This window comes from Brevundimonas sp. GW821-FHT12C05, from assembly GCF_058807475.1.
Map to the genome: position 1 here is coordinate 1,449,982 of NZ_JBXAQS010000001.1, position 19,459 is coordinate 1,469,440.

Below are 19,459 nucleotides of genomic sequence, written 5' to 3' on the forward strand. Positions count from 1 at the left end.
ACGGCGCGGTGACCGCGATCCGCGAGAACGGGGCCAAGTCGGGGGCGGGGGTGTTGGCGACCTACGCCTACAACGACCTGGGCCAGCGGACCGAGATGGTGCGGGGCGCGGGACCGACCACGGCCTGGAGCTTCGCGGCGCCTACCCATACCCAAGACCACGCCTCGAACACTTGCCTGTCCGGAATGGCCTGAAGATGCGCTGAGCGGCCCTGCCCCTCCCCCTACAGCACCGCGGTGGCGATGACGCTGCCCAGGGGAGTGGGATTGGGGTCGTTCTGGTGCTGCACGGCGTTGACCGCCCAGCTTTCCAGCGCCACCCGGTCCTTCTGGAACACCATCATGTGGGTGGAGCCGCCGAACTCGAAATGGCCGATCTCGACGCCGCGCGTCACCGTGATCGGCGGATCGCCGGGGCTGACCAGGAATTGGGGATCGATGACGCAGGTCGAGACCTCGACCATGCCGATGCAGATCAGGGCGACATAGCCGCAGGTCGGGTGTTCGAAGATGAAGATCGCCCGCGCCGCGACGTGGCCGAGATAGGGCTGGGACTCCGTCCCCTCCCAGGTGCCGCCGCCCTCGCCCTGCCACGGACGTTGCGCGAAATAGGTGCCCGGCTGCACCCACGAGCGGACCAGCTTGCCGTCCAGCGGGCAGTTCCAGCGGTGATAGTGGGTCGCCGACAGGAAGCCCTGGTACAGTTGGCCGCCCTCGAAGAGCGAGGCCCATTCGGTCTGACCGGCGAACAGGTCGGTCAGCGAGTAGTTGACGTCCTTGACCCAGAACTGGGTCTCGAGCGCGACGTCGTTCACATACTGCCAGGGCGTGGTCTCGCACCCGATGTTGATCTGCAGAGCAGGGTCGCCCTGGAAGGGTCGGGCGCCGTCGACGAATTTGCGGATGAAGAAGGCGTTCCAGGACTCGAAACCGTAGCCGGGCTGGGTGGGCTCGCACTGCATCTGGTTCCACACCCCGGCCTGCCACGCGGCCTTCGAAATCCACGAGCCCGGCTTCTCCGGATCGGAGATGTCCAGCTTGTCGAGGGACGCCGGGCTTTTCAGGAAGGCGTTCCAGGCATCCAGAACCGTCTTGAACTGCTGATTGAAGGTCGTGTCGTGGAACAGGGCCAGACCGGCCTCGGTGGCCATCGAGATGGCCATCAGCCCGTTCATCGGCGTGCCGACCTGGGCCGTCGTGTTGAAGGACGGCGAGGTGGTGATGATCTCGTTGAGGATGTCGAAGAAGCTGTCGAAGTTCGCGATCCACAGGACGTCGCCGTCCTTGTCCTTGATGGCTTCCCGGGTGGCGGGATCAAGGGTCAGGACGAAGGCGTTCGCCTCCTCGATCATCGAGTTGACCCACATCCGATAGACGCTGTGGCCGTTGACCCAGTCCTTGAGGCCCTGGACCGCGGAGACCATGGGCGTGAGCGTGCCCGCCGCCTTCCTGGCCGCGATATGGTCGCGCAGCGGCACGAGGAATTTCGCCGTCGCCCAGACCCGGTTGGGAACCCAGAACCCCATCTGGATCGGGCCGGCATTGTCGAGCGTCAGCAGGTTTGACCCTGAGCCTTCAATCGGTCGCGCTGTCATTGGAATTCCGCCCCGGATATCACGCCTTTCGGCCTTCGGACAGAATACAACCCTTTATAGTATTCTCTGGCAAACTAATTCCAGAGTTGCATACTCATTCAGCCGCGCGGCCCGGACGATGCGCGATCCGTCAGCCGATGCGGAAGGGCGAGATCACGGCGAAGAGACGCTCGCGGCTGTTGATCGACAACTTGCCGTACAGGCTGCGGATATGGGTCCGCACGGTCTCGACGGAGACGCCCAGATCCTCGGCGGCCTGATCGGCCGCCGACCCCTCGAGGATGCGTTTGGCGACCTCGACCTCGGCGCGGGTGAGCCTGAAGGCCTCGCCGAAATTGGTCCAGACGTAGCGTTGGGTCAGCTCGGTCGAGAACAGATTGATCGCGATGGCGTGCGTGCCGTCCGCGGCATGAAGAATGTGGGCTTGCACGATCGTCGGCGCCCCGTCTTCGGACTTGATGATCCAGGCGTCGCTGGCGTCGCCCAGCCCCTCCAGGAAGCTGCGCAGGGCCTGGGCCTGCATCTTGTCGGCGGCGGTCAGGACGCCGTCCCGGACCACAAGGGGCTGGCCCGTCGCGAACACGGCCGCCGCGGGACCGTTCGCCCAGATCAGCTTCTGGTCGAGCGAGAGAAGCGCCAGGGGAGCCGCATGACGTTCCGCCCAGGCCGACAGATAACGCTCCGGCGCGGCCGGTTCGTTGGTCGAGGCCAGGTCGTCAGCGACCGTGAGGTAAGCGCATTCGGCAGTCATAATCCCCCCGGGCCCGCGCCCCGCCTCTCGCGACGCTCCTCCCGGAGCGCCCAAGACGCGACCGACCCCGGAGTTAATGGAGGGCTCAACCTGGAGCATCCCCAAAAATGACTGTTAATTCGAACGGTCGGGACGACGCCACGCCTACCCGTCCCAGAATGGCGCCCCTGCGTACCAACGCCCGAGAGAAAGGCGGCGGCGCGCCCTTCAGAACCCGACTGAAGCCGGTCGATCCGGCGACGGATCATCCGATGATGGATGCTTTGTCATGGAAGACTGGCCTTTGCCGCTTGCGTCGGCTCGACCACGGCCCCTAGTCTGGCCTTCGGTCGGAGGGGCGACCGGGGGAGAGGTGGGCGTGTTGCTTGTTGCCGGACTGATCGCCGTCGCCCTGTCCTGGGCGCCGCAGACCGTGCCCATCTTCCAGCCCGGCGCGCCCGGCGCGCCGTCCCGGGTGATCAGCGCGAGCGAGGCGCTGGAGCTGGCCCGCACCACCTTCACCGAAGACGACGTCCGCTTCATGCAGCACATGATCGTCCACCACGCCCAGGCGGTGGAGATGGTCGGCCTGCTCGAAACCCGCGGCTCGAACCCGACCGTGAAACTTCTGGGTCGCCGCATCGCCCTGTCGCAGGAGGCCGAAATGGCCCTGATGCGCGACTGGCTGACCGAGCGGGGGCAATCGACCGACATGCCGGACATGCACGCCGGACACGGCGGCATGGACCACTCCGCCCACATGGGTCACGCCATGCCCGCGTCCGAGACGCCGCTGATGACGGGCATGCTTTCGCCCGCGCAGATGGAGCGGCTCGCGGCGGCGCAGGGCGTCGATTTCGACCGCCTGTTCCTGACCGGCATGATCCAGCACCATCAGGGCGCGCTCGACATGGTCTCGGACCTGCTCGAACATCCGAACGCCGCTCAGGACACGATGCTGTCCGATTTCACCACCTCGGTCGTCGCCGATCAGTCGACCGAGATTCTGCGCATGCAGTCCCTGCTCTCCGATTTCTGAACCTCGAACCCTCGCTTCCATCTGGAAAGACCGGCCATGAATGTTCGCAGCACCCTGCTTTCCTCCGCCGCCGTTCTCGGCATCCTGCTGAGCGCGACCGCCGTGTCGGCGCAGCAGGCCTCTGGCCCTGGCCAGACCCAGACGATCACCGCCGACGCCCGCACCGCCCTGTCGGCGGGTCTGAACAACGCCGGCCAGGCGGCGTCCGGAATGGTTCTGGAGCATACGATCGGCAAGCCGCCGGGGTTCGTCGACCCGGACATCGGCTTCTCGCCGCCGACCAGCCAAGCGGAGGGCGAGGCCCTGATGGCCCGGGCCCACGCCAATCCCAATTTCAGCGTGCTGGGCATGGCGAACACCGATCTGGCCGTGTCGAACGGCAAGCTGTTCGTCGGCAACTTCAACGGGTTCAACGCCTATGACATCTCCACCGGCGGGGAACCGCGACTGGTGATGTCGGTGGTCTGCCCGGGCGGCCAGGGCGACGTCTCGGTGCACGGCAACCTGCTGTTCATGTCGGTCGAGGAAGGCCGCGGCCGCCTGGACTGCGGTCCCGCGACCACGACGGACGAAATCAGCCCCGAGCGTTTCCGCGGCGTGCGCATCTTCGACATCAGCGACCTGAACGCGCCGCGCCAGATCGCCGCCGTCCAGACCTGCCGCGGGTCGCACACCCATACCCTGGTGCCGCACCCGACCGACGCCAATGTGCTGTACGTCTACGGCCAGGGCACCTCGGGCGTTCGCAAGACCGGCGAACTGGCGATGTGCACCGACGGGCAGCCTGACACGAACCCCGAAACGGCCCTGTTCTCGATCGACGTAATCAAGGTCGACCTGACCCATCCGCAGGACGCCGCCGTCGTCAACCGGCCGCGCATCTTCGCCGACGGGACGACGGGCCGCGTGGCGGGCCTGTGGCGCGGCGGCCGGGCCGGCGTCGCCAGCCAGAACACCGCCCAGACCAACCAGTGCCACGACATCACCGTCTATCCGGAGATCGGCCTGGCGGGCGGCGCCTGCAGCGGCAACGGCATCCTGCTGGACATCGCCGATCCCGAGCACCCGACGCGGGTGTCGGACATCTTCGATCCGGACATGGCCTACTGGCACTCAGCGACCTTCAACAACGCCGGCGACAAGGTGGTCTTCACCGACGAGTGGGGCGGCGGGATCGGCGCGCGTTGCCGGGCCGAGGATCCGGCGACCTGGGGCGCCAACATGATCGCCACGATCGAGAACCGCACCCTGACCGGCAAGAGCTTCCACAAGCTGCCCTCGGCCCAGAACAGGACCGAGAACTGCGTGGCCCACAACGGCAACATCATCCCGGTCCCCGGCCGCGATCTGATGGTGCAGGCCTGGTACCAGGGCGGCGTCTCGATCATGGACTTCACCGATCCGGCCAAGCCCACCGAGATCGCCTACTTCGACCGCGGCCCGATCAACGCCGAGCGCCTGTATGTCGGCGGTTCGTGGTCGGCCTACTGGCTGAACGGCCGCATCTATTCCAGCGAGATCGCGCGCGGTCTGGACGTTCTGCGTCTGGTCCCGAGCGAGCAGCTGTCGGCGGCCGAAATCGCGGCGGCCGAGGCCATCATGGCCGAGGAAATCAACCCGCAACTGCAGACCCGCATCACCTGGACCGACACGCCCGACGTGGCCCAGTCCTATCTGGACCAGCTGACGCGCGGCAACGGGATCGAGGCCGAGCTGGCCACCCGCGCCGGCGCGGCGATCACGGGCTGGCGCGCGGGATCTGTCGACAAGCGGGCCTCCGGCCGGCTGGTCGCGCCCCTGCGCGAAGCGGCGGAAAAGGCGACCGGGGCCGGCAAGGCGCGCCTGACCGCCCTGGCGGACCTGTTCGGGCGCGTGTCGGCCTGACGAACGGATGGGGCGGCGCGCGCGACGGGCCGCCCCGATCCTTCTCCTGCGTCAACCGGCGTTCCTGATAGGCTGACGCAAAGCCAGACAGGAGAGACGCCGTGTCCGACGCGAACCAACGCCTGATGACCCGCAAGGCCGACCTCGGCGACACGCTGAAGGCGGCGATCCCGGATCACGGCCCGCTGGCCGAGGGCGAGGTGGTGCTGGCGCCGGACCGTTTCTCGCTGACCACCAACAACATCACCTACGCCGCCTATGGCGACGCCATCGGCTACTGGAAGGTCTTTCCGACGGGCCGGGACGACTACGGCCTGATGCCCGTCTGGGGCTTCGCCGACGTGACGGCGTCGCGGGCCGAAGGGATCGAGGTCGGGGCGCGGGTGTTCGGCTACTTCCCCATGGCCGATGCGCTGGTGGTGCAGGCCGAGAAGATCTCGCGCGGCGGCTTCGCCGACGCCTCGCCGTGGCGCAAGGCGGTGCCGGACATCTATAATCGCTATGTCCTGTGCGCGGCGGACCGCCATTATGCGCCCGAGCTGGAGAACAGCGAGGCCCTGTTCCGCCCCCTGTTCGTCACCTCCTATACGGCGGTCGATTTCCTGCGCGACAACGGCTTCTTCGGCGCCAAACGGATCGTGGTGTCGAGCGCGTCCAGCAAGACCGCCTACGGCTCGGCCTGGTGTCTGGAACAGGACGACATCGAGGTCATCGCCCTGACCGGCGCGCGCAACCGGGCCTTCGTCGAAGGCCTGGGCAGCTATGACGCCGTGCACGGCTACGATGAAGTCGAAACCCTGCCGGCCGATGCGCCGACCCTGTATCTGGATCTGGCGGGCGATGCGGCGCTGCGGCGCCGGGTGCACGCCCATTTCGGTGATCGGCTGGTCTACGACTGCCTCGTCGGCTCGACACAGAGCGATTCCTTCACCAGCGCCGATCCCGAGCTGACGGGGCCGAAGCCGGTCTTCTTCTTCGCCGCCACCTGCCTGGACCAGCACCGCGAGCGCGGCACGCTGCACGCCTTTTACGAGCGCTTCCTGGCCGACCAGAAGACCTTCTTCGAACGGGTCGTCGATCCGGCCTCGCCGTGGATCCGCATCGTCGAGCATCAGGGGCTGGACGCGGCGGCCGGCGTGGTCCGCGCCCTGGCGGACGGCGCCTCCGATCCGGCCGAAGGCGCCATCGTCCGCATCGCGCGCTGAGGCGTCGCCTCAGGCTCCCGCCGTGCAGCCCCCCTGCCCCAGCGCCCCGTCGATGTTCAGGGTGGCGTCGGCGTTTTCCATGACGCCGAGGCTGCAGACCTTGATCGCGTGATCGGCCTCCAGCGCCGCCAGCCAGGCGAAGGTCTCGCGGCCCGGCGCCTGCGACATCTGGATGCCCAGACCGCCGCCGGGCGCCATGGTGGTGACCACGGTCAGGCCCGCCGTCTCGGCGGTGCGGCGCACCAGCGGCTCGAGACCTTCGGTCGTCGCGGGCGCGGGGGCGGCTGACGGTGCGACGATGCGAAGGCCGCTTCGGACCTCGGCCAGGGTCTGCTCGGCCTCGAAGCGACGGTCGGCGGCCCCGGCCCGCCAGGCCTGCACCGGGCGCACCACCAGCAGCCAGATCAGGACGGCGGCGACCAGCACGGCCATGACCGTCAGCAGGCGGCGTTCGCGCACCGTGCGGCCGTCCCACCAGCCGTGGGCGCGGGCGAGAAGAGCGGTCATCGGGCGGCTCCGATCGTGATGTCGCTGACCACGCGCCCGGCGGCGTCCTCGGTTCCGGTCTCGGTGACCGTCAGACCCGAGGCGCGCATGGCGCTGTCGATCCGCTTCACATCGCCATAGTCGGGATGGGTGACGCTGGCCTTCATCCCGTCCTCGGGATCGACCACCAGCATGTCCAGCTCGGCGTCCGGCACGCCTTCGACGGCCGTGAACAGGGCGGCGGTGGCGGCCATGACCCCGCCCGGCGGGGGCGCGGCGCGGACCCGGCCGCGCAGGGCGGCGACGGGGTCCGGCGTGCGGGCCAGTTCCGGATCGACGCGGGCGATCTCGGCGCGGGCGGTCTCGTCAGCGCGGGCGGCGGCCATCTCGTCGCGGCCGGCCCCGGCGACCATCAGCACCAGGGGCGAGACGACGACCGCGGCGGCCAGGGCGGCGGCCCGGGTCCAGCCCCGGCGGCTCTCGGCCTTCTCGCGGACCCGGGCCGGCGTCAGGTCGATCGGCGGGTTGAGCGCGGCCTGCACCAGCGCCCGCTCGACCGAGGCTGCATCGTCCACCGGCTCGACCACGCGATCCCGCGCGACCAGATCGACCAGATCGGGCTGGACCGAGGCGGCGAAGCGGCGGCCCCGCAGGGCGATGGAGGATCCGAAGGCGACGGCGGTCAGGCTGTCGTCGGACGGCTCGGTCAGGGTCAGGACGTCGGGGACCAGCACGTCGGCGCGCACGCCCAGCCCGGCCAGGTAGTCGGTCCAGGCGTCCAGCAGGGACAGGCCGACCACGGCGACCAGTCGCGGCTCGCCCGCAGCGGGGACCGGTCCGAGCGCGGCCGACAGGCGGTCCGGCGCGGCGGCCAGATCGTCCTTCAGCGCCCACAGGGCCGCCGTCCGCTGCTGGGCGGCGCTGCCTGGCGGCAGGTCCAGCCAGCGGACCAGCACATCGGCGCCCGGGGCGACGGCGACGGTGCGCATCGGCTCGGGCCGCTCGACCGCGTCCATGGCCAGCTGACCACGCTCCAGGACATAGCCGCCCGCCCCGATGATCAGGTAGGGCGCGGGGTCGCCCGCCAGCGCGGGGATCAGGATCAGACGTGTCGGCTTCATTCTTCGGGGGTCCAGCGCTGGATGACGGTGCGGACGGCGCCGTCGGGACGGGCCTCCAGCAGGGCGGTGCGAACGGCGCGGACGCCGGCATAGTCGACGTCCACCCGCAGGCGGAAGAAGCGGGTCAGGACCGTGGCCTGGGCCCGGGTCTCGTCGTCGGGCGAGAAGCCGGGCAGCGCGGCCCAGAAAGCCTCGCCGTTGGCCCAGCCGTCGCGCGGGCGCTGGGCGATCAGGGCGCGGGCGCGTTCGGGCCCCACCACGCCGGCGGTCAGCATGGTGATCAGCGGCGCCTGTTCGGGCGTCAGGGTGTTGACGTTCAGCGGCGACAGCTGGCTGGTCGGCAGGGCGCAGACATAGGGGCGCAGGCGGCGGTAGGCGTCGGCGTCCGCCCCTTTGACGGCCCGCAGCTCGCTGACCTCGGCCAGCATGACCCCGGCGGTGCGGTAGGGCGTCGCGAGACCCGCATAGGCGCCGTCCTCGGCGCCCAGCGGCAAGGCCTGGTTGTCGGCGTCCAGCCAGTCGGTCAGGGCGTCGGCGATGGCGCGCATGCGGCTGTCGGGCACGCCCACGGCCCGCCCCAGCGCCCGGAACTGCGCCGCGCCCAGCGGCCGGGCGACCAGATCCTCGCCCACGCCCAGCACCACGCTGTTCAGATTGAAGCAGGCCTGGCCGTCCGTGACGGTGACGCTGATGGCGCCGTTGTCGACCGGGAAGTCGAGGCGGCGGCCGTTCCACTCGGGCTGCAGCGGCGTGCGGGCCGGATTGATCTGGATCAGCCGCTTGATGCGGTTGCGCGCCAGCAGCTCGGCGCCCGAGGCCAGCCACTGCGCCTGGCCGCCGATTTCAGCGTTCGTGGCGCGGCGCACCGAGAAGCGCACGTCGTCCAGCAGGGCCACGGCCACGACCGACATCACCGCCACCAGCAGCAGGACGGTCAGCAGGGCCATGCCCTCGCGGTCGGCGCGGCGCTTCATCGACCGCCTCCGACAAGGAACAGCTGCTCGATCGGTCCGTAGCCGTCCAGCGTCATGGTGATGCGCACCGCATCAGGCAGCGGACGGTCGAGGGTGGAGGTGAAGGCGGGGGCCGCCTCCCCGTCCCTGAGGAAGGCCACGGTCACGTCGCGCACGCCCCGGTACAGCACCTGGGGCGGGCCGGGCCGGGCGCCGTCCAGCTGACCCGCGACGCGGCGTTCGAGGCGGTTGTCCACCAGCCGGTATTCGACCCGCTGCAGCGAGGGCCGCGCCTGCTCGCCGGGATTGCTCCAGCCCGAACGCGTCAGGGTCAGGACGGGATCGGCCGGGGTCATCGGCCCGGTCATGGCCTGGGGCGCGGGACGGCCGCTGGGACCACGCGCGCGACGGGCCGTCGCCTGACCCAGGTCGGCGCGCAGCAGGCTGCGCATCCGCTGCAGGTCGCCGACGCGGTCGCTCTGGGCCTTCACGGCGAAACGGTTGTCGATGGTGACGCCCAGCACCGCCGCCCCCGCCGCCGCCAGCATGGCGAAGATCAGCAGCGAGATCAGCACCTCGACCAGGGTGAAGCCGGAGCGGTTCACGGGGCCCGCCTGCGGAACAGGGTGCGGTCGGCGGCCTGCCCCTCCTCGTCGCGGACGCGGACATCGATGCGCAGCAGGTCCGGATCGGCGGTCGCGGTCACGGCCCGGCTCCACACCCAGCGGCGGCCGCCCAGATCGGACTGGCCGGAGCTCTCCCCCTCGCCGAGCGCGGGCGAGACGGCGGCCTCGACGGCGACATTCTCGGCCACCATGCCGCCGAGCGTCCGCACCTCGACCCGCCGGGCCGAGCGAGTGCTCTCGCCCGACAGATTGAGCAGGGCCATGGCGGCCAGGCTGAACACCGCCAGCGCCACCAGCATCTCGATCAGGGTGAAGCCGCCGCGTTCAGCCATCGACGCGCACCTCGCCCGCCCCGTCCACGACGATCCGGCGGCTGCGCCCGTCGCGGGCCAGGGTCAGGGTCGCCGGATCAGCCACGCCGGAGGGATCGAAGACCACGCGTACGGGAGCCTCGGACGGCGACACGGTCGACCCTTCGGTCCAGGTCTCAGGTCCGAACGGACCGTCGGTCAGCGGCGTCCACTCGGCGCCGTCGAAGGTCGAGAAGGCGTAGCCGCGCGCCGTCGCCTCGACGGCCACCGGACGATTGCCGAAAATGGCCTCCTCGCGCGCGCGGACCAGCCGCGCGGCGAAGCGCTCGGCTTCGGCCGCAACAGCGGGCCGAGGGTTCGGAACGGACAGCACCACGGCCCCCGCCGCCAGACCAATGATGGCGACGACCATCAGCAGTTCGACGAGCGTAAAGCCGCTTCGCGTCTCCTTTGCCCTATCGCGTCGCGCGCGGCGCGACGCTGCTTGAGGGCGTCTCGCGCTCAAGAAGCGAACGACCGCGTCGTGAGCGTTAGCGCGCCTAAGAAGCCCAGTTGCCGAGGTCGGCGTCATTGCCCTCGCCCCCTTCGCGACCGTCGGCGCCGAACGACCAGACATCGAACTGGCCGCCATGCTGGCTGGGACGACGGAACTGGTAGTCGTTGCCCCACGGATCCTTGGGCAGGCGGCGGACGTAGCCGCCCTCGCGGTAGCGTTCCGGATTGGCCAGGCCGGCGGGCGCGGTCGCCAGGGCCTGCAACGAGTCCGGGAAGGCCAGGTTGTCGAGGCGGTAGGTCTCGATGGCCTGTTCCAGCGTCGCGATGTCCGCCTTGGCCTTGCCGACCATGGCCTTGTCCTGGCTGGGCAGGACGTTGATCGCGACCACGGTCGCCAGCAGGCCGATGATCACGATGACCACCATCAGCTCGACCAGCGTGAAACCAGCGCGCTTGCGGCGTTGAGCCGTTTTCTTTTCAGATTCAGTCATGACGCTAACTTTCCTCAACCCATCGCGAGGGTGTTGATCTGCAGGATCGGCAGAAGGATCGACAGGACGATCAGGGCCACGACCCCGCCCATGACCACGATGATCGCCGGCTCCAGCAGGCTCAGCATCACGGCGGTGAAGGTGGAGAACTCGCGCTCCAGATAGTCGGCGGCGCGCTCCATCATGGGCTCCAGCCGGCCGCTGCTTTCGCCCGAGGCGGTCATGTAGACGAGGATCGGCGGGAAGACGTCGGCCCGGCGCATGGCGGCGGACAGGCCGCCCCCTTCCCGCACCGCCTCGGCCATGGTCTCGGTGGCCAGGCGCAGGCGGCGGTTCGACACGGTGCGCGCCGTGATGGTCAGGCCTTCCAGCACCGGCAGGCCCGCCGCGATCATGGTCGACAGGGTGCGCGCCATCTTCGCCCCGTGCAGGTCGCGGGTCAGGCGGCCGATCAGCGGCAGCTTGAGGATCAGGGTGTCGGCGCGCAGGCGCACGGCCGGATTGCGCAGGGCCGCGGCCCCGAGGGCCGCTCCGGCGGCGAGCAGCAGCAGAACCAGCCAGCCCCAGTCGCGCATCAGGTGCGACACGCCGATGACCAGCCGGGTCAGTAGCGGCAGGGTCTGGTGCATGCTGTCGAACTGGTCGACCACCTTGGGCACCACGAAGGCCATGAGGGCGGTGATGACGCCCAGCGCCACGACCGCCAGCACCGCGGGATAGACGAGCGCGGTGATCACCTTGCCCTGCACCTGCTGGTCGCGCTCCAGCCCGTCGGCGAGGCGTTCGAGAATGGGCTGCAGCGCGCCCGACGCCTCGCCCGCCGAGACCATGGCGCGGTACAGCGGCGGGAAGGCCTGCCCCTGCAAGCTCATGGCGTCGGACAGGCGGCGGCCTTCCATGACCCCGGCGTGGACGCCTTCCAGCACGCGGCGGACGGCGGGCCGATCGGCCTGCAGCGCGATGGTGCGCAGCGCCTCCTCGATGGGGGCGACGGAGACCAGCGTGGCCAGCTGTCGCGTGGTCAGGGCCAGGGTGCGGGCGTCCAGCTTGCCGCCTCTCGCCGAGGGCGCGGCCGTGCGGGCGGCGCCGGTGCGGGCCGGCAGGACCTGAAGCGGCATCAGGCGACGCTTGCCCAACAGGGCGCGCGCCGTGGTTTCGTCGGACGCCGTCACAGCGCCCGAGACGGTCCGGCCGCCCGCGTCCACCGCGACATAGTCGAAGGCCGCCATCAGGCCGCGGCCTCGGAGGGCGCCGGATCGTGCGCCTCGCCGGTTTCCTGACGGGTGACGCGCACGGCCTCCTCGACCGAGGTGACGCCCTCCAGAACCAGCTCCCGCGCGCGCTGCGACAGGGTTCCGCCGATCTCGAAGGCGGCGGCGACGATGGCGTCCTCTCCAGTCTCGGCGGCGATCAGGCGGCGGATGCGGTCATCGACGCGAATGACTTCGTACAGACCGACGCGGCCGACGTAGCCAGTGTTCTGGCAGTGGGCGCAGCCGTGCGGACGCCAGACGGTGTCGCCCTTCTTCACGCCCGCCAGTTTCGCCGTCGCCTTGTCGGCGGGCTCGGCCACGCGGCACTCGCCGCACAGGCGGCGCACGAGGCGCTGGGCCACGATCAGGCGCAGGGTCGAGGCCAGCAGGAAGGGCTCGACGCCCATGTCGCGCAGGCGGGTGACGGCGCCCACGGCGTCATTGGTGTGCACGGTCGAGAGGACGAGGTGGCCGGTCAGGGCGGCCTGGACAGCGATGCCCGCCGTCTCCACGTCGCGGATTTCGCCAACCATGACCACGTCCGGGTCCTGGCGCAGGATGGCGCGCAGGCCGGCGGCGAAGGTCATGCCGACCTTGGTGTTCACCTGGGTCTGGCCGATGCCGTCGATGGCGTATTCGACCGGATCCTCGACCGTCAGGATGTTGCGCGTCGCATCGTTCAGCAGGCTGAGGCCCGCGTACAGCGAGGTGGTCTTGCCCGAACCCGTCGGCCCGGTGACCAGGATGATGCCATTGGGCTCCTTCAGCGCGCCGCGGAAGGCGCCGAAGGCGTCCGGCGACATGCCGAGGCGGTCGAGCGTCAGCCCGGCCTGGTCCTTGTCGAGGATGCGCAGCACCACCCGCTCGCCCGCCCGCGACGGCAGGGTCGAGACGCGGACGTCCAGGGTCTTGCCGCCCAGCGCCAGGGGGATGCGTCCGTCTTGCGGCACCCGCTTCTCGGCGATGTCGAGCCGGGCCATGACCTTGATGCGCGAGACCAGCAGCGGGGTGATGCGCGGGCTGAGCGTCAGGGCCTCGCGCAGCACGCCGTCGACGCGCATGCGCACGATCAGGGCGCTCTCGAACGGCTCCAGGTGGATGTCGGATGCGCCTGTGCGCACGGCCTCGGCGATGACGCCGTTGATCAGGCGGATGACCGGGGCGTCGTCGGCGGTGTCCAGCAGGTCGGCGGCGGCGGGAATGTCGTCGATCAGCCCCTCGAGGCCCGCGGGCATGTCCAGGTCGTCGCCGTCGGCGGCGTTCAGGTGATCGCCCGCATACACTTGCGACAACTGACGATCGAAGGCGGCCTGGCCCAGCGGCTCGACGCGCAAGGGACGGCCCAGCACGCGGCGCGTCTCGATCAGGGCCGAGGGATCGGCCCCCTCGCGCAGGCCGATCACGGCGATCTCGCCGGCGTCCAGCAGGATGACGCCATGCCGCTTGGCGAAGCCGTAGGGCAGCGTCGGATTGACGAGGGTGATCACCGCCCGGTCACTCCTGCGGGGCCGCGGGCGGCAGGGGCGAGATCACCACCTCGCCGGGGACCAGTTCAGGACCGGGGGCGACCGGCGGCTGGGTCCGCATATAGTCGCGCAGCATCTCGTCCAGGCTGGGCTCGCGGGTCGGATCGTTGAGCAGTTGCTGGTTGCGCATATAGCCCCAGCGGTCGGCGCTCAGGCGCTGGGCGTCGGCGGGCGAGCGGATGATGGTCGGGCGCAGGAAGACCATCAGATTGGTGCGTCCGCGCTGGCGGCTGGTCGAGCGGAACAGACCGCCGATGCCCGGCAGGTCGCCGAGGCCGGGGATCTTGTCGACCGACAGGCGGTCGTTCTGGTCCAGCAGGCCGCCGGCCACGGCGATGTCGCCGTCGTCGACCACCAGGGTGGTTTCCAGCTCGCGCTTGTTCAGCACCAGGTCGCTGGCCGAGCTGGTCAGGACGCCGTTGATGCTGGAGACCTCCTGGCGCAGGTGCAGGGTGATGGAGCCGCCCGCGTTGATCTGGGGCCGGACCACCAGCTTGACGCCGATGTCCTGCCGCTGGGTCGTGCGGAAGGGGTTGGAGTTGCCGTCCAGCAGGGCCTCGCCCGTGGTGATCGGCACTTCCTGACCGACCAGGATGGTGGCCTCCTCGTTGTCGAGGGTCATCAGCGACGGGGTCTGCAGCAGGTTGGAGCCGTCGTCCGACTTGGCCGCGTTGATGATGAAGCCGAACAGGCCGTCGCCGATGGTGCCGCCGCCGCCGCCGACGAAGCCGTTGGCGCCCAGCAGAGAGTTGAGCGCGAGGTTCTGGAGCCGCGAGCGCATCGGGTCGGCGGGGTCCAGCCGGCTGGCCGCCGCGCCGCCCACGATGGGCAGCAGGGGCGTGGCGCTGTCGCTGTAGTTGGTCAGGCCGATCGGATTGCCGTCCTGTCCAGCGATCAACCACTGGACGCCCAGTTCGCGCACGGCGGTGTCGCTGAGCTCGACCACCACGGCCTCGATCAGCACTTGCTGGCGGCGCTGGTCGAGCTGGCGGATGACCTCGGCCAGGGTGCGCTGGGTGTCGGCGGAGGCCGAGATGACCAGGGCGTTGGCGCCGGGGAAGCGGGCGATGGTGGCGCGCTGGCCCGGAGCGGCGGGCGCCATCGGCGCGGCCGTGGAGGCGGCGGGCGCGCCGTCGGCGCCGACGGCGGGCGCGGCGTTGGCCTGGGCCGGGGTGATCGGCTGGCCGACGATCTGCTGCAGCACGGGCAGAAGCTGCTCGGCGTTGGCGTGCTCCAGGAAGATGACCTTGATGTCGTCGGCCGACTGGGCGCGGCGGTCCAGGTCCTCGACCAGCGGGCGCACCCGGGCCACGGCGGAGGGATCGCCGCGCAGGACGAGGGAGTTGGAGCTGTCGACCGGGGTGACCGAGACCATCCCCTGCCCCGGCTGGCCGCCCGGAGGCGCCAGCACCGACTGCAGCACGGCGGCGATCTCGCGCGCCGACGAGTTCTCCAGCGTGATGACCTCGAAGCTGGCGCGGTCCACGTCGATGCTGCGGATCAGGGCGCGGATGCGGCCCAGGTTGTCGACGAAATCGGCCACGACGACGCTGTTGGCGCCCGGATTGGCCAGCACCTGCCCCTGCGCGCCGACCAGCGGGCGGATGGTCTCGGCGGCCGAGGCGGCGTCGATGTGGCGAAGCTGGAAGACCTCGGTCGTGAAGCGCTCGGCGCCCACGGTCGCCGGTCCCTGCGCCGCGCCCTGAGCCGGGCTGATGCGATAGGCGCCCGAGCCCGTCTGGGACACCACCAGGCCGTTCGCGCGCAGGGTCGACAGGAAGACCTCGAACAGCTCCGTCCGCGACAGGGCGCGTTCGCTGGTCACGGTCACCGTGCCGCTGACGGCGGGATCGACGATGAAGGTGCGGCCCGTCATACGGGCCACGTCCTGGATGAAGGCGCGGATGTCGGCGCCCTGCACGTTCAAGGTCTGGCGTTGGCTCGCCTGCGCCATGGCGGGCGCGGCGGCCAGCGGGCCCTGGGCGATCATCAGCCCGGCCAGCACGGCGCAGACGGCGTTTCGGCTCATGCGGTTCACCGGGCGGTCCTTATGGTGGTCGTGCGTTCCTGCCCGCCGCGCTCAAAGCGGATCTCGGCGGAAGGACTGTTGGCGAGGGCGCGGCGCAGATCGGCGATCCGGCCCGCGCTGTTCAGTTCGATGCCGTTCACAGCCAGGATCACGTCGCCCGACTGCAACCCGGCGGCGCGCAGGGCGCTGCCGTCGCCGCCAGCGGAGACGGTGAAGCCGTTCACGGCCAGTCCCCGCATCCGGGGACGCAGCGAGGCCTGGGCCATCAGTTGAGCGGGATCGACCACGGCGGCGGCCGGAGCGGACGCCGGAGCGGCGGCCGGCGGGGCGACCACCTGCGGCGTCTCGGGCGGCGGGGGCGGCGCGGCGGCGCCGACCGGGGTCTCGGCGAAGATCAGGCGGCTGAGCGCGCCGTTGCGCGACAGGACGACATGGTCGGCGGCGACCGACTGCAGGATCAGGCCGGGCTCGACCTCCTCGCCGGCGCCGACCGAGAGCTGGCGACCGTCGGCCAGGCCGATGATCGCGGAGCCGCCCCCGGCGCCGTCGGCGCGGACGCCGAACAGGCGCATCTGGTTGCTGCCCGCGGCGGTGTCTTCCGCCATGCTGGACTGGCCGCCGGTGCGGAAGAAGGCGTCGAAGCGCTGGAAGACGGAGGTGTCCGCGGGACGGTTCGCCGCCGGCGCCTCCGCCGAGGCGGCTGGCGGCGGCTCGACGAACAGCCAGACCAGACGCCCGGCCTGCACCAGCAGGACGGCGGCCAGCAGGCCTTCGACGAGAGGCCGGAGCCGGACCGGACGCACCGCGACATCCTGCGCGAACGCGCGGGCCGAGGTGGTCCAGTTGCGAAGAACAGCGATCACGAGAGGACGCCCGTCATGGCCCCCGACGGCCCGGAACTGTCCTAGCTCAATCGTCCGGGTTCGGGCTTCACGCCCTCATGACGGCGGCGCGAACTTGTTATGACAACCCGGCCGTTTCCGGACAAAATCTCCACACAGCCTGCACAGAAAAGGCCGGCCCCGGATGGAGCCGGCCTTTCCATTTCAGCAGGATCAGAAGCGGGCGGTCAGGCTGACCGAGCCGCTCGTGCCCAGTTCGTAGCCGTTGATGACGACCCGGTTTCCGAGCTCCTGGTATTCAAGGAACTCCTCGCCCAGCAGGTTCCGCAGCTCGACCGCCACGCCGTACTCGCGGCCCGCGTAGTCGAAGTCCTTGCGGAAGACGAAGTCCAGCTGGACGCCCGGCTCCTGGATCAGGTCGGGTTCGCCCGGGCGGCCGCGCGCCGAGGTGCGCTCCGAGACGAAGTTGGCGATCAGGGTCGCCTGCGACCGGGCGGTATCGTCTTCCCAGCCCAGTTGCAGGTTGGCGACGTGCTCGGACTGACCTTGCAGACGGCTGCCGTCGACCACGTAGAACGAGGCCGGCTGAGCGACGCCCAGGCTGTTCTGGGTGATGACGGTGTCACCCGAACCGACGTTCACTTCCGACTTCGAGTAGGTGTAGTTGGCCTGGATCAGCCACCGCTTGTTGGCGATGAAGTCCATTTCCGAACCGAACTCGAAATACTTCTTCACCTCGACCTCGGCGCCCTGGATGGTCGCGTTCGGCGCGTTGAGGAAGGTCTGCGAGATCGACGAGCCCTGGTCGACGACGCTCGACTCGATGGGCTTGTCCAGGTCCTTGTAGAAGATGCCGGCCGTCACATACTGATCGCGGGCGAAGTACCACTCCCAGCGCGCGTCGACGTTCAGGATCTCGGTGTCGACCAGATAGGGGTTGCCGATGAAGGTCCGGTCGCTCTCGACGTCCGTGTACTGCTGCGGAGCCAGTTCACGGAACTGCGGGCGGCCGATGGTCTTGGACGCGCCGAAGCGGAGTTGCATGTCTTCGGCGAAGTTCCAGGTGATGGTCCCCGCCGGCAGGATGTACTCTTCCTCGATCCGGGTCGGCAGGAAGCCCGTCGTGCCGCCGAACAGGTCGCGCGGGGTCACGGTCTGCTCGCCCTGCTCGGCGCGGACGCCGATGTTCAGATTGACCAGCGGGATGATCTCCGCCGCCACCTGGGCGTAGGCGGCCTTGACCGTCAGCTGGCCGTCGAAGGCGGCGGCGCCGTTGGTCCCGGTGATTTCCTCGATCTGCAGATACGGCCCGATGTTGATGTCGGCGAACAGGAAGTCGACGCGCGACTCCAGCTGGTCCTGGGTCAGGCCGTTCGGAGCGATGAAGCGCAGGGTGCGCTGCTCGGATTCCCGGTTGTTGTCCGAGTAGGCCACGCCGAAGGAGAAGACGGCTTCGCGGGCGTCGGACAGCGGCAGGGTGTAGCTGACATCCGCGCCGCCCGAGACGATGTCGTCGTCCAGTTCGCTGAACGAGATGGCGTTGGTCTCGATGTCGTGGATCCACTCGCCGGCCACGTTCTGGCCGTAGCCGAAGCGGCTCTCGTACGGCGCGTCGCGCGAGGTCTTGGCGTAGGCCGCCCGCCAGTCGAACTCCCACTCGCCGGCGGCGCCGAAGGTGTGCTCGCCGGCCAGTTGGGTCGAGAACAGCTGGCGCACGAACCATTCGGTGTTGTCGGTGCGGCGCTGGCCGCCCGAGCCGTCGTCGAAGCCGGCTTCCGAACGGGCTTCCTTGGTGACGTTGCGGACGTAGAGGTTGGTCCACTTCAGCGTGTTGGTGTCGCTGGTCAGGCTCAGGGCGCCGAGGAAGTTCAGCGTCAGGTCGTTCTGGTTCGACTGGAAGTCGAAATCGTTGGCGGTCACCAGGGCGCCGCTGTCGATGCGGCCCGTCTGGCGCACGCCGCGACGGCCGGTCCACTTGTTGTCGTACGAGGCCACGAAGACGCCGCCCAGCGTCCCCATGCCGGTTTCCATGTTCGTGCCGCCGGTGAAGCGCAGGCCGAAGTTGGCTGGCGTGGTCTCACGCTGCAGCAGGCGCAGCGGCGCGTTGACCAGCGACTGGCCCATGTGGCGCAGTTCGGTGGCGGTGAAGTTGGCCGCCGAGATGCGCTTGCCGCTGCCGAAGCCGAGCTGGAGCGCGCCCGGGACATCGCGGGTGCCGTCGTCGAAGCTCGTGAAGTCGGTGCGCGAGCCGTAGTAGATCAGCGCCTCCTTGTTCGTCGTCTCCGTGTTGCCGCCGATCGAGGCCTGCATGCTGAAGAACGGCTGGGCCGGAGTGTCGATGGTGTGCAGGTCGACCACGCCGCCGCCGAACTCGCCGGGGAAGGACACCGAATAGGTCTTCTGAACGGTCAGGCCCGCCAGCACTTCCGACGGGAACAGGTCGAGCGGGACGACGCGTTGCAGCGGCTCGGGGCTGGGCAGCGGCGAACCGTTCAGCAGGGCCGACGAATAACGCTCGCCGAGCCCGCGCACATAGATGAAGCGGCCCTCGACGATCGACAGGCCGGTGACGCGCGACAGGGCCTGGGCGGCGTCGGCGTCGCCGGTGCGCTGCAGATCCTCGGCGGTCACGAAGGCGGCGACCTCGGGGCTTTCGCGGTTCGGCTGCGGGATATAGCGGCCCAGGACGACGACCTCGCCGAGGTCCGTCTCCGTCTCGATCGGCGGCTCGGCCTGCGCGGCCGGCGTCTGGGTCGTCGGGGCGGTCTGGGCCAGGGCGACGCCCGGCGCGACCAGGGCGGTGGTGGCGAGCAGAAGCCCGCCAAGGGACATTTTCACGGTCTTCATGGTCTGCGCCTCGAAGGGATCAACGGA

The 19,459-nt window shown here is 69.9% G+C and carries 18 protein-coding genes; 4 read left to right on the forward strand and 14 right to left on the reverse strand.

The window, feature by feature from the left end; all coding sequences use genetic code 11:
• The first annotated feature begins 8 nt into the window (after positions 1–8).
• Complete coding sequence (locus AC1RRF_RS06910) at positions 9–194, forward strand: hypothetical protein (RefSeq protein WP_492833697.1); 186 nt, start codon at positions 9–11, stop codon at positions 192–194.
• Positions 195–223: 29 nt separating this feature from the next.
• On the opposite strand, the gene AC1RRF_RS06915 is transcribed toward AC1RRF_RS06910, so the two are convergent.
• Positions 224–1,594 carry a phophatidylserine decarboxylase associated domain-containing protein gene (locus AC1RRF_RS06915; protein ID WP_492833698.1) on the reverse strand — a complete coding sequence of 457 codons (1,371 nt, stop codon included), beginning with the start codon at positions 1,592–1,594 and terminating at the stop codon, positions 224–226.
• A gap of 130 nt (positions 1,595–1,724) precedes the next feature.
• Complete coding sequence (locus AC1RRF_RS06920) at positions 1,725–2,345, reverse strand: helix-turn-helix transcriptional regulator (protein ID WP_492833699.1); 621 nt, start codon at positions 2,343–2,345, stop codon at positions 1,725–1,727.
• A 358-nt stretch (positions 2,346–2,703) separates the two neighbouring features.
• Between AC1RRF_RS06920 and AC1RRF_RS06925 the strand changes: the two genes are divergently transcribed.
• The 3 genes from AC1RRF_RS06925 to AC1RRF_RS06935 all read left to right on the forward strand — a co-directional run bounded on the left by AC1RRF_RS06925 (position 2,704) and on the right by AC1RRF_RS06935 (position 6,452).
• Positions 2,704–3,363: a DUF305 domain-containing protein gene (locus AC1RRF_RS06925; protein ID WP_492833700.1), complete on the forward strand. Its 660-nt coding sequence runs from the start codon at positions 2,704–2,706 to the stop codon at positions 3,361–3,363.
• 36 nt (positions 3,364–3,399) lie between these two features.
• On the forward strand, positions 3,400–5,247 hold the full coding sequence (locus AC1RRF_RS06930; protein WP_492833701.1) for an LVIVD repeat-containing protein: 1,848 nt from the start codon (positions 3,400–3,402) through the stop codon (positions 5,245–5,247).
• A gap of 101 nt (positions 5,248–5,348) precedes the next feature.
• Complete coding sequence (locus AC1RRF_RS06935; RefSeq protein WP_492833702.1) at positions 5,349–6,452, forward strand: DUF2855 family protein; 1,104 nt, start codon at positions 5,349–5,351, stop codon at positions 6,450–6,452.
• Positions 6,453–6,461: 9 nt separating this feature from the next.
• Here the strand turns inward: AC1RRF_RS06935 and AC1RRF_RS06940 are convergent, their stop codons facing one another.
• From AC1RRF_RS06940 to AC1RRF_RS06995, 12 genes are all read right to left on the reverse strand, one after another.
• A complete protein-coding gene (locus AC1RRF_RS06940) occupies positions 6,462–6,959 on the reverse strand; it encodes a type II secretion system protein M (protein WP_492833703.1) in 498 nt (165 codons plus the stop codon).
• The gene (gspL, locus tag AC1RRF_RS06945) at positions 6,956–8,059 is read right to left on the reverse strand and encodes a type II secretion system protein GspL (protein ID WP_492833704.1); all 1,104 of its coding nucleotides are present in this window, start codon (positions 8,057–8,059) and stop codon (positions 6,956–6,958) included. The genes AC1RRF_RS06940 and gspL overlap by 4 nt, the downstream gene beginning before the upstream one ends.
• Positions 8,056–9,033 carry a type II secretion system minor pseudopilin GspK gene (gene gspK / locus AC1RRF_RS06950; protein WP_492833705.1) on the reverse strand — a complete coding sequence of 326 codons (978 nt, stop codon included), beginning with the start codon at positions 9,031–9,033 and terminating at the stop codon, positions 8,056–8,058. The genes gspL and gspK overlap by 4 nt, the downstream gene beginning before the upstream one ends.
• Positions 9,030–9,617 carry a type II secretion system minor pseudopilin GspJ gene (gene gspJ / locus AC1RRF_RS06955; RefSeq protein WP_492833706.1) on the reverse strand — a complete coding sequence of 196 codons (588 nt, stop codon included), beginning with the start codon at positions 9,615–9,617 and terminating at the stop codon, positions 9,030–9,032. Before gspJ ends, gspK begins: the two co-directional genes overlap by 4 nt.
• Positions 9,614–9,970 carry a type II secretion system minor pseudopilin GspI gene (gspI, locus tag AC1RRF_RS06960; RefSeq protein ID WP_492833707.1) on the reverse strand — a complete coding sequence of 119 codons (357 nt, stop codon included), beginning with the start codon at positions 9,968–9,970 and terminating at the stop codon, positions 9,614–9,616. The genes gspJ and gspI overlap by 4 nt, the downstream gene beginning before the upstream one ends.
• The gene (locus AC1RRF_RS06965) at positions 9,963–10,580 is read right to left on the reverse strand and encodes a GspH/FimT family pseudopilin (protein WP_492833708.1); all 618 of its coding nucleotides are present in this window, start codon (positions 10,578–10,580) and stop codon (positions 9,963–9,965) included. Before AC1RRF_RS06965 ends, gspI begins: the two co-directional genes overlap by 8 nt.
• A complete protein-coding gene (gene gspG / locus AC1RRF_RS06970; protein ID WP_492833709.1) occupies positions 10,489–10,935 on the reverse strand; it encodes a type II secretion system major pseudopilin GspG in 447 nt (148 codons plus the stop codon). Before gspG ends, AC1RRF_RS06965 begins: the two co-directional genes overlap by 92 nt.
• Positions 10,936–10,949: 14 nt before the next feature.
• Positions 10,950–12,164, reverse strand: a complete 1,215-nt coding sequence (gspF, locus tag AC1RRF_RS06975; RefSeq protein WP_492833710.1) for a type II secretion system inner membrane protein GspF — start codon at positions 12,162–12,164, stop codon at positions 10,950–10,952.
• Positions 12,164–13,675, reverse strand: a complete 1,512-nt coding sequence (gspE, locus tag AC1RRF_RS06980; protein WP_492833711.1) for a type II secretion system ATPase GspE — start codon at positions 13,673–13,675, stop codon at positions 12,164–12,166. Before gspE ends, gspF begins: the two co-directional genes overlap by 1 nt.
• A 7-nt stretch (positions 13,676–13,682) precedes the next feature.
• Positions 13,683–15,743 carry a type II secretion system secretin GspD gene (gene gspD, locus AC1RRF_RS06985; protein ID WP_492833712.1) on the reverse strand — a complete coding sequence of 687 codons (2,061 nt, stop codon included), beginning with the start codon at positions 15,741–15,743 and terminating at the stop codon, positions 13,683–13,685.
• A 5-nt stretch (positions 15,744–15,748) separates the two neighbouring features.
• The gene (locus AC1RRF_RS06990) at positions 15,749–16,606 is read right to left on the reverse strand and encodes a type II secretion system protein N (protein WP_492833713.1); all 858 of its coding nucleotides are present in this window, start codon (positions 16,604–16,606) and stop codon (positions 15,749–15,751) included.
• Positions 16,607–16,798: 192 nt separating this feature from the next.
• Positions 16,799–19,432 carry a TonB-dependent receptor domain-containing protein gene (locus AC1RRF_RS06995; protein WP_492833714.1) on the reverse strand — a complete coding sequence of 878 codons (2,634 nt, stop codon included), beginning with the start codon at positions 19,430–19,432 and terminating at the stop codon, positions 16,799–16,801.
• Positions 19,433–19,459 lie beyond the last annotated feature (27 nt).

Bases quoted from the DNA above. Each gene is read 5' to 3' on its own strand.
- AC1RRF_RS06940 (WP_492833703.1), bottom strand. From the start codon at position 6,959: ATGACCGCTCTTCTCGCCCGCGCCCACGGCTGGTGGGACGGCCGCACG.
- AC1RRF_RS06965 (WP_492833708.1), bottom strand. From the start codon at position 10,580: ATGGCGGCCAGTTCGATGTCTGGTCGTTCGGCGCCGACGGTCGCGAAG.
- gspL (WP_492833704.1), bottom strand. From the start codon at position 8,059: ATGAAGCCGACACGTCTGATCCTGATCCCCGCGCTGGCGGGCGACCCC.
- AC1RRF_RS06915 (WP_492833698.1), bottom strand. From the start codon at position 1,594: ATGACAGCGCGACCGATTGAAGGCTCAGGGTCAAACCTGCTGACGCTC.
- AC1RRF_RS06920 (WP_492833699.1), bottom strand. From the start codon at position 2,345: ATGACTGCCGAATGCGCTTACCTCACGGTCGCTGACGACCTGGCCTCG.
- AC1RRF_RS06930 (WP_492833701.1), top strand. From the start codon at position 3,400: ATGAATGTTCGCAGCACCCTGCTTTCCTCCGCCGCCGTTCTCGGCATC.
- gspF (WP_492833710.1), bottom strand. From the start codon at position 12,164: ATGGCGGCCTTCGACTATGTCGCGGTGGACGCGGGCGGCCGGACCGTC.
- gspK (WP_492833705.1), bottom strand. From the start codon at position 9,033: ATGAAGCGCCGCGCCGACCGCGAGGGCATGGCCCTGCTGACCGTCCTG.
- gspI (WP_492833707.1), bottom strand. From the start codon at position 9,970: ATGGCTGAACGCGGCGGCTTCACCCTGATCGAGATGCTGGTGGCGCTG.
- AC1RRF_RS06995 (WP_492833714.1), bottom strand. From the start codon at position 19,432: ATGAAGACCGTGAAAATGTCCCTTGGCGGGCTTCTGCTCGCCACCACC.
- gspD (WP_492833712.1), bottom strand. From the start codon at position 15,743: ATGAGCCGAAACGCCGTCTGCGCCGTGCTGGCCGGGCTGATGATCGCC.
- gspG (WP_492833709.1), bottom strand. From the start codon at position 10,935: ATGACTGAATCTGAAAAGAAAACGGCTCAACGCCGCAAGCGCGCTGGT.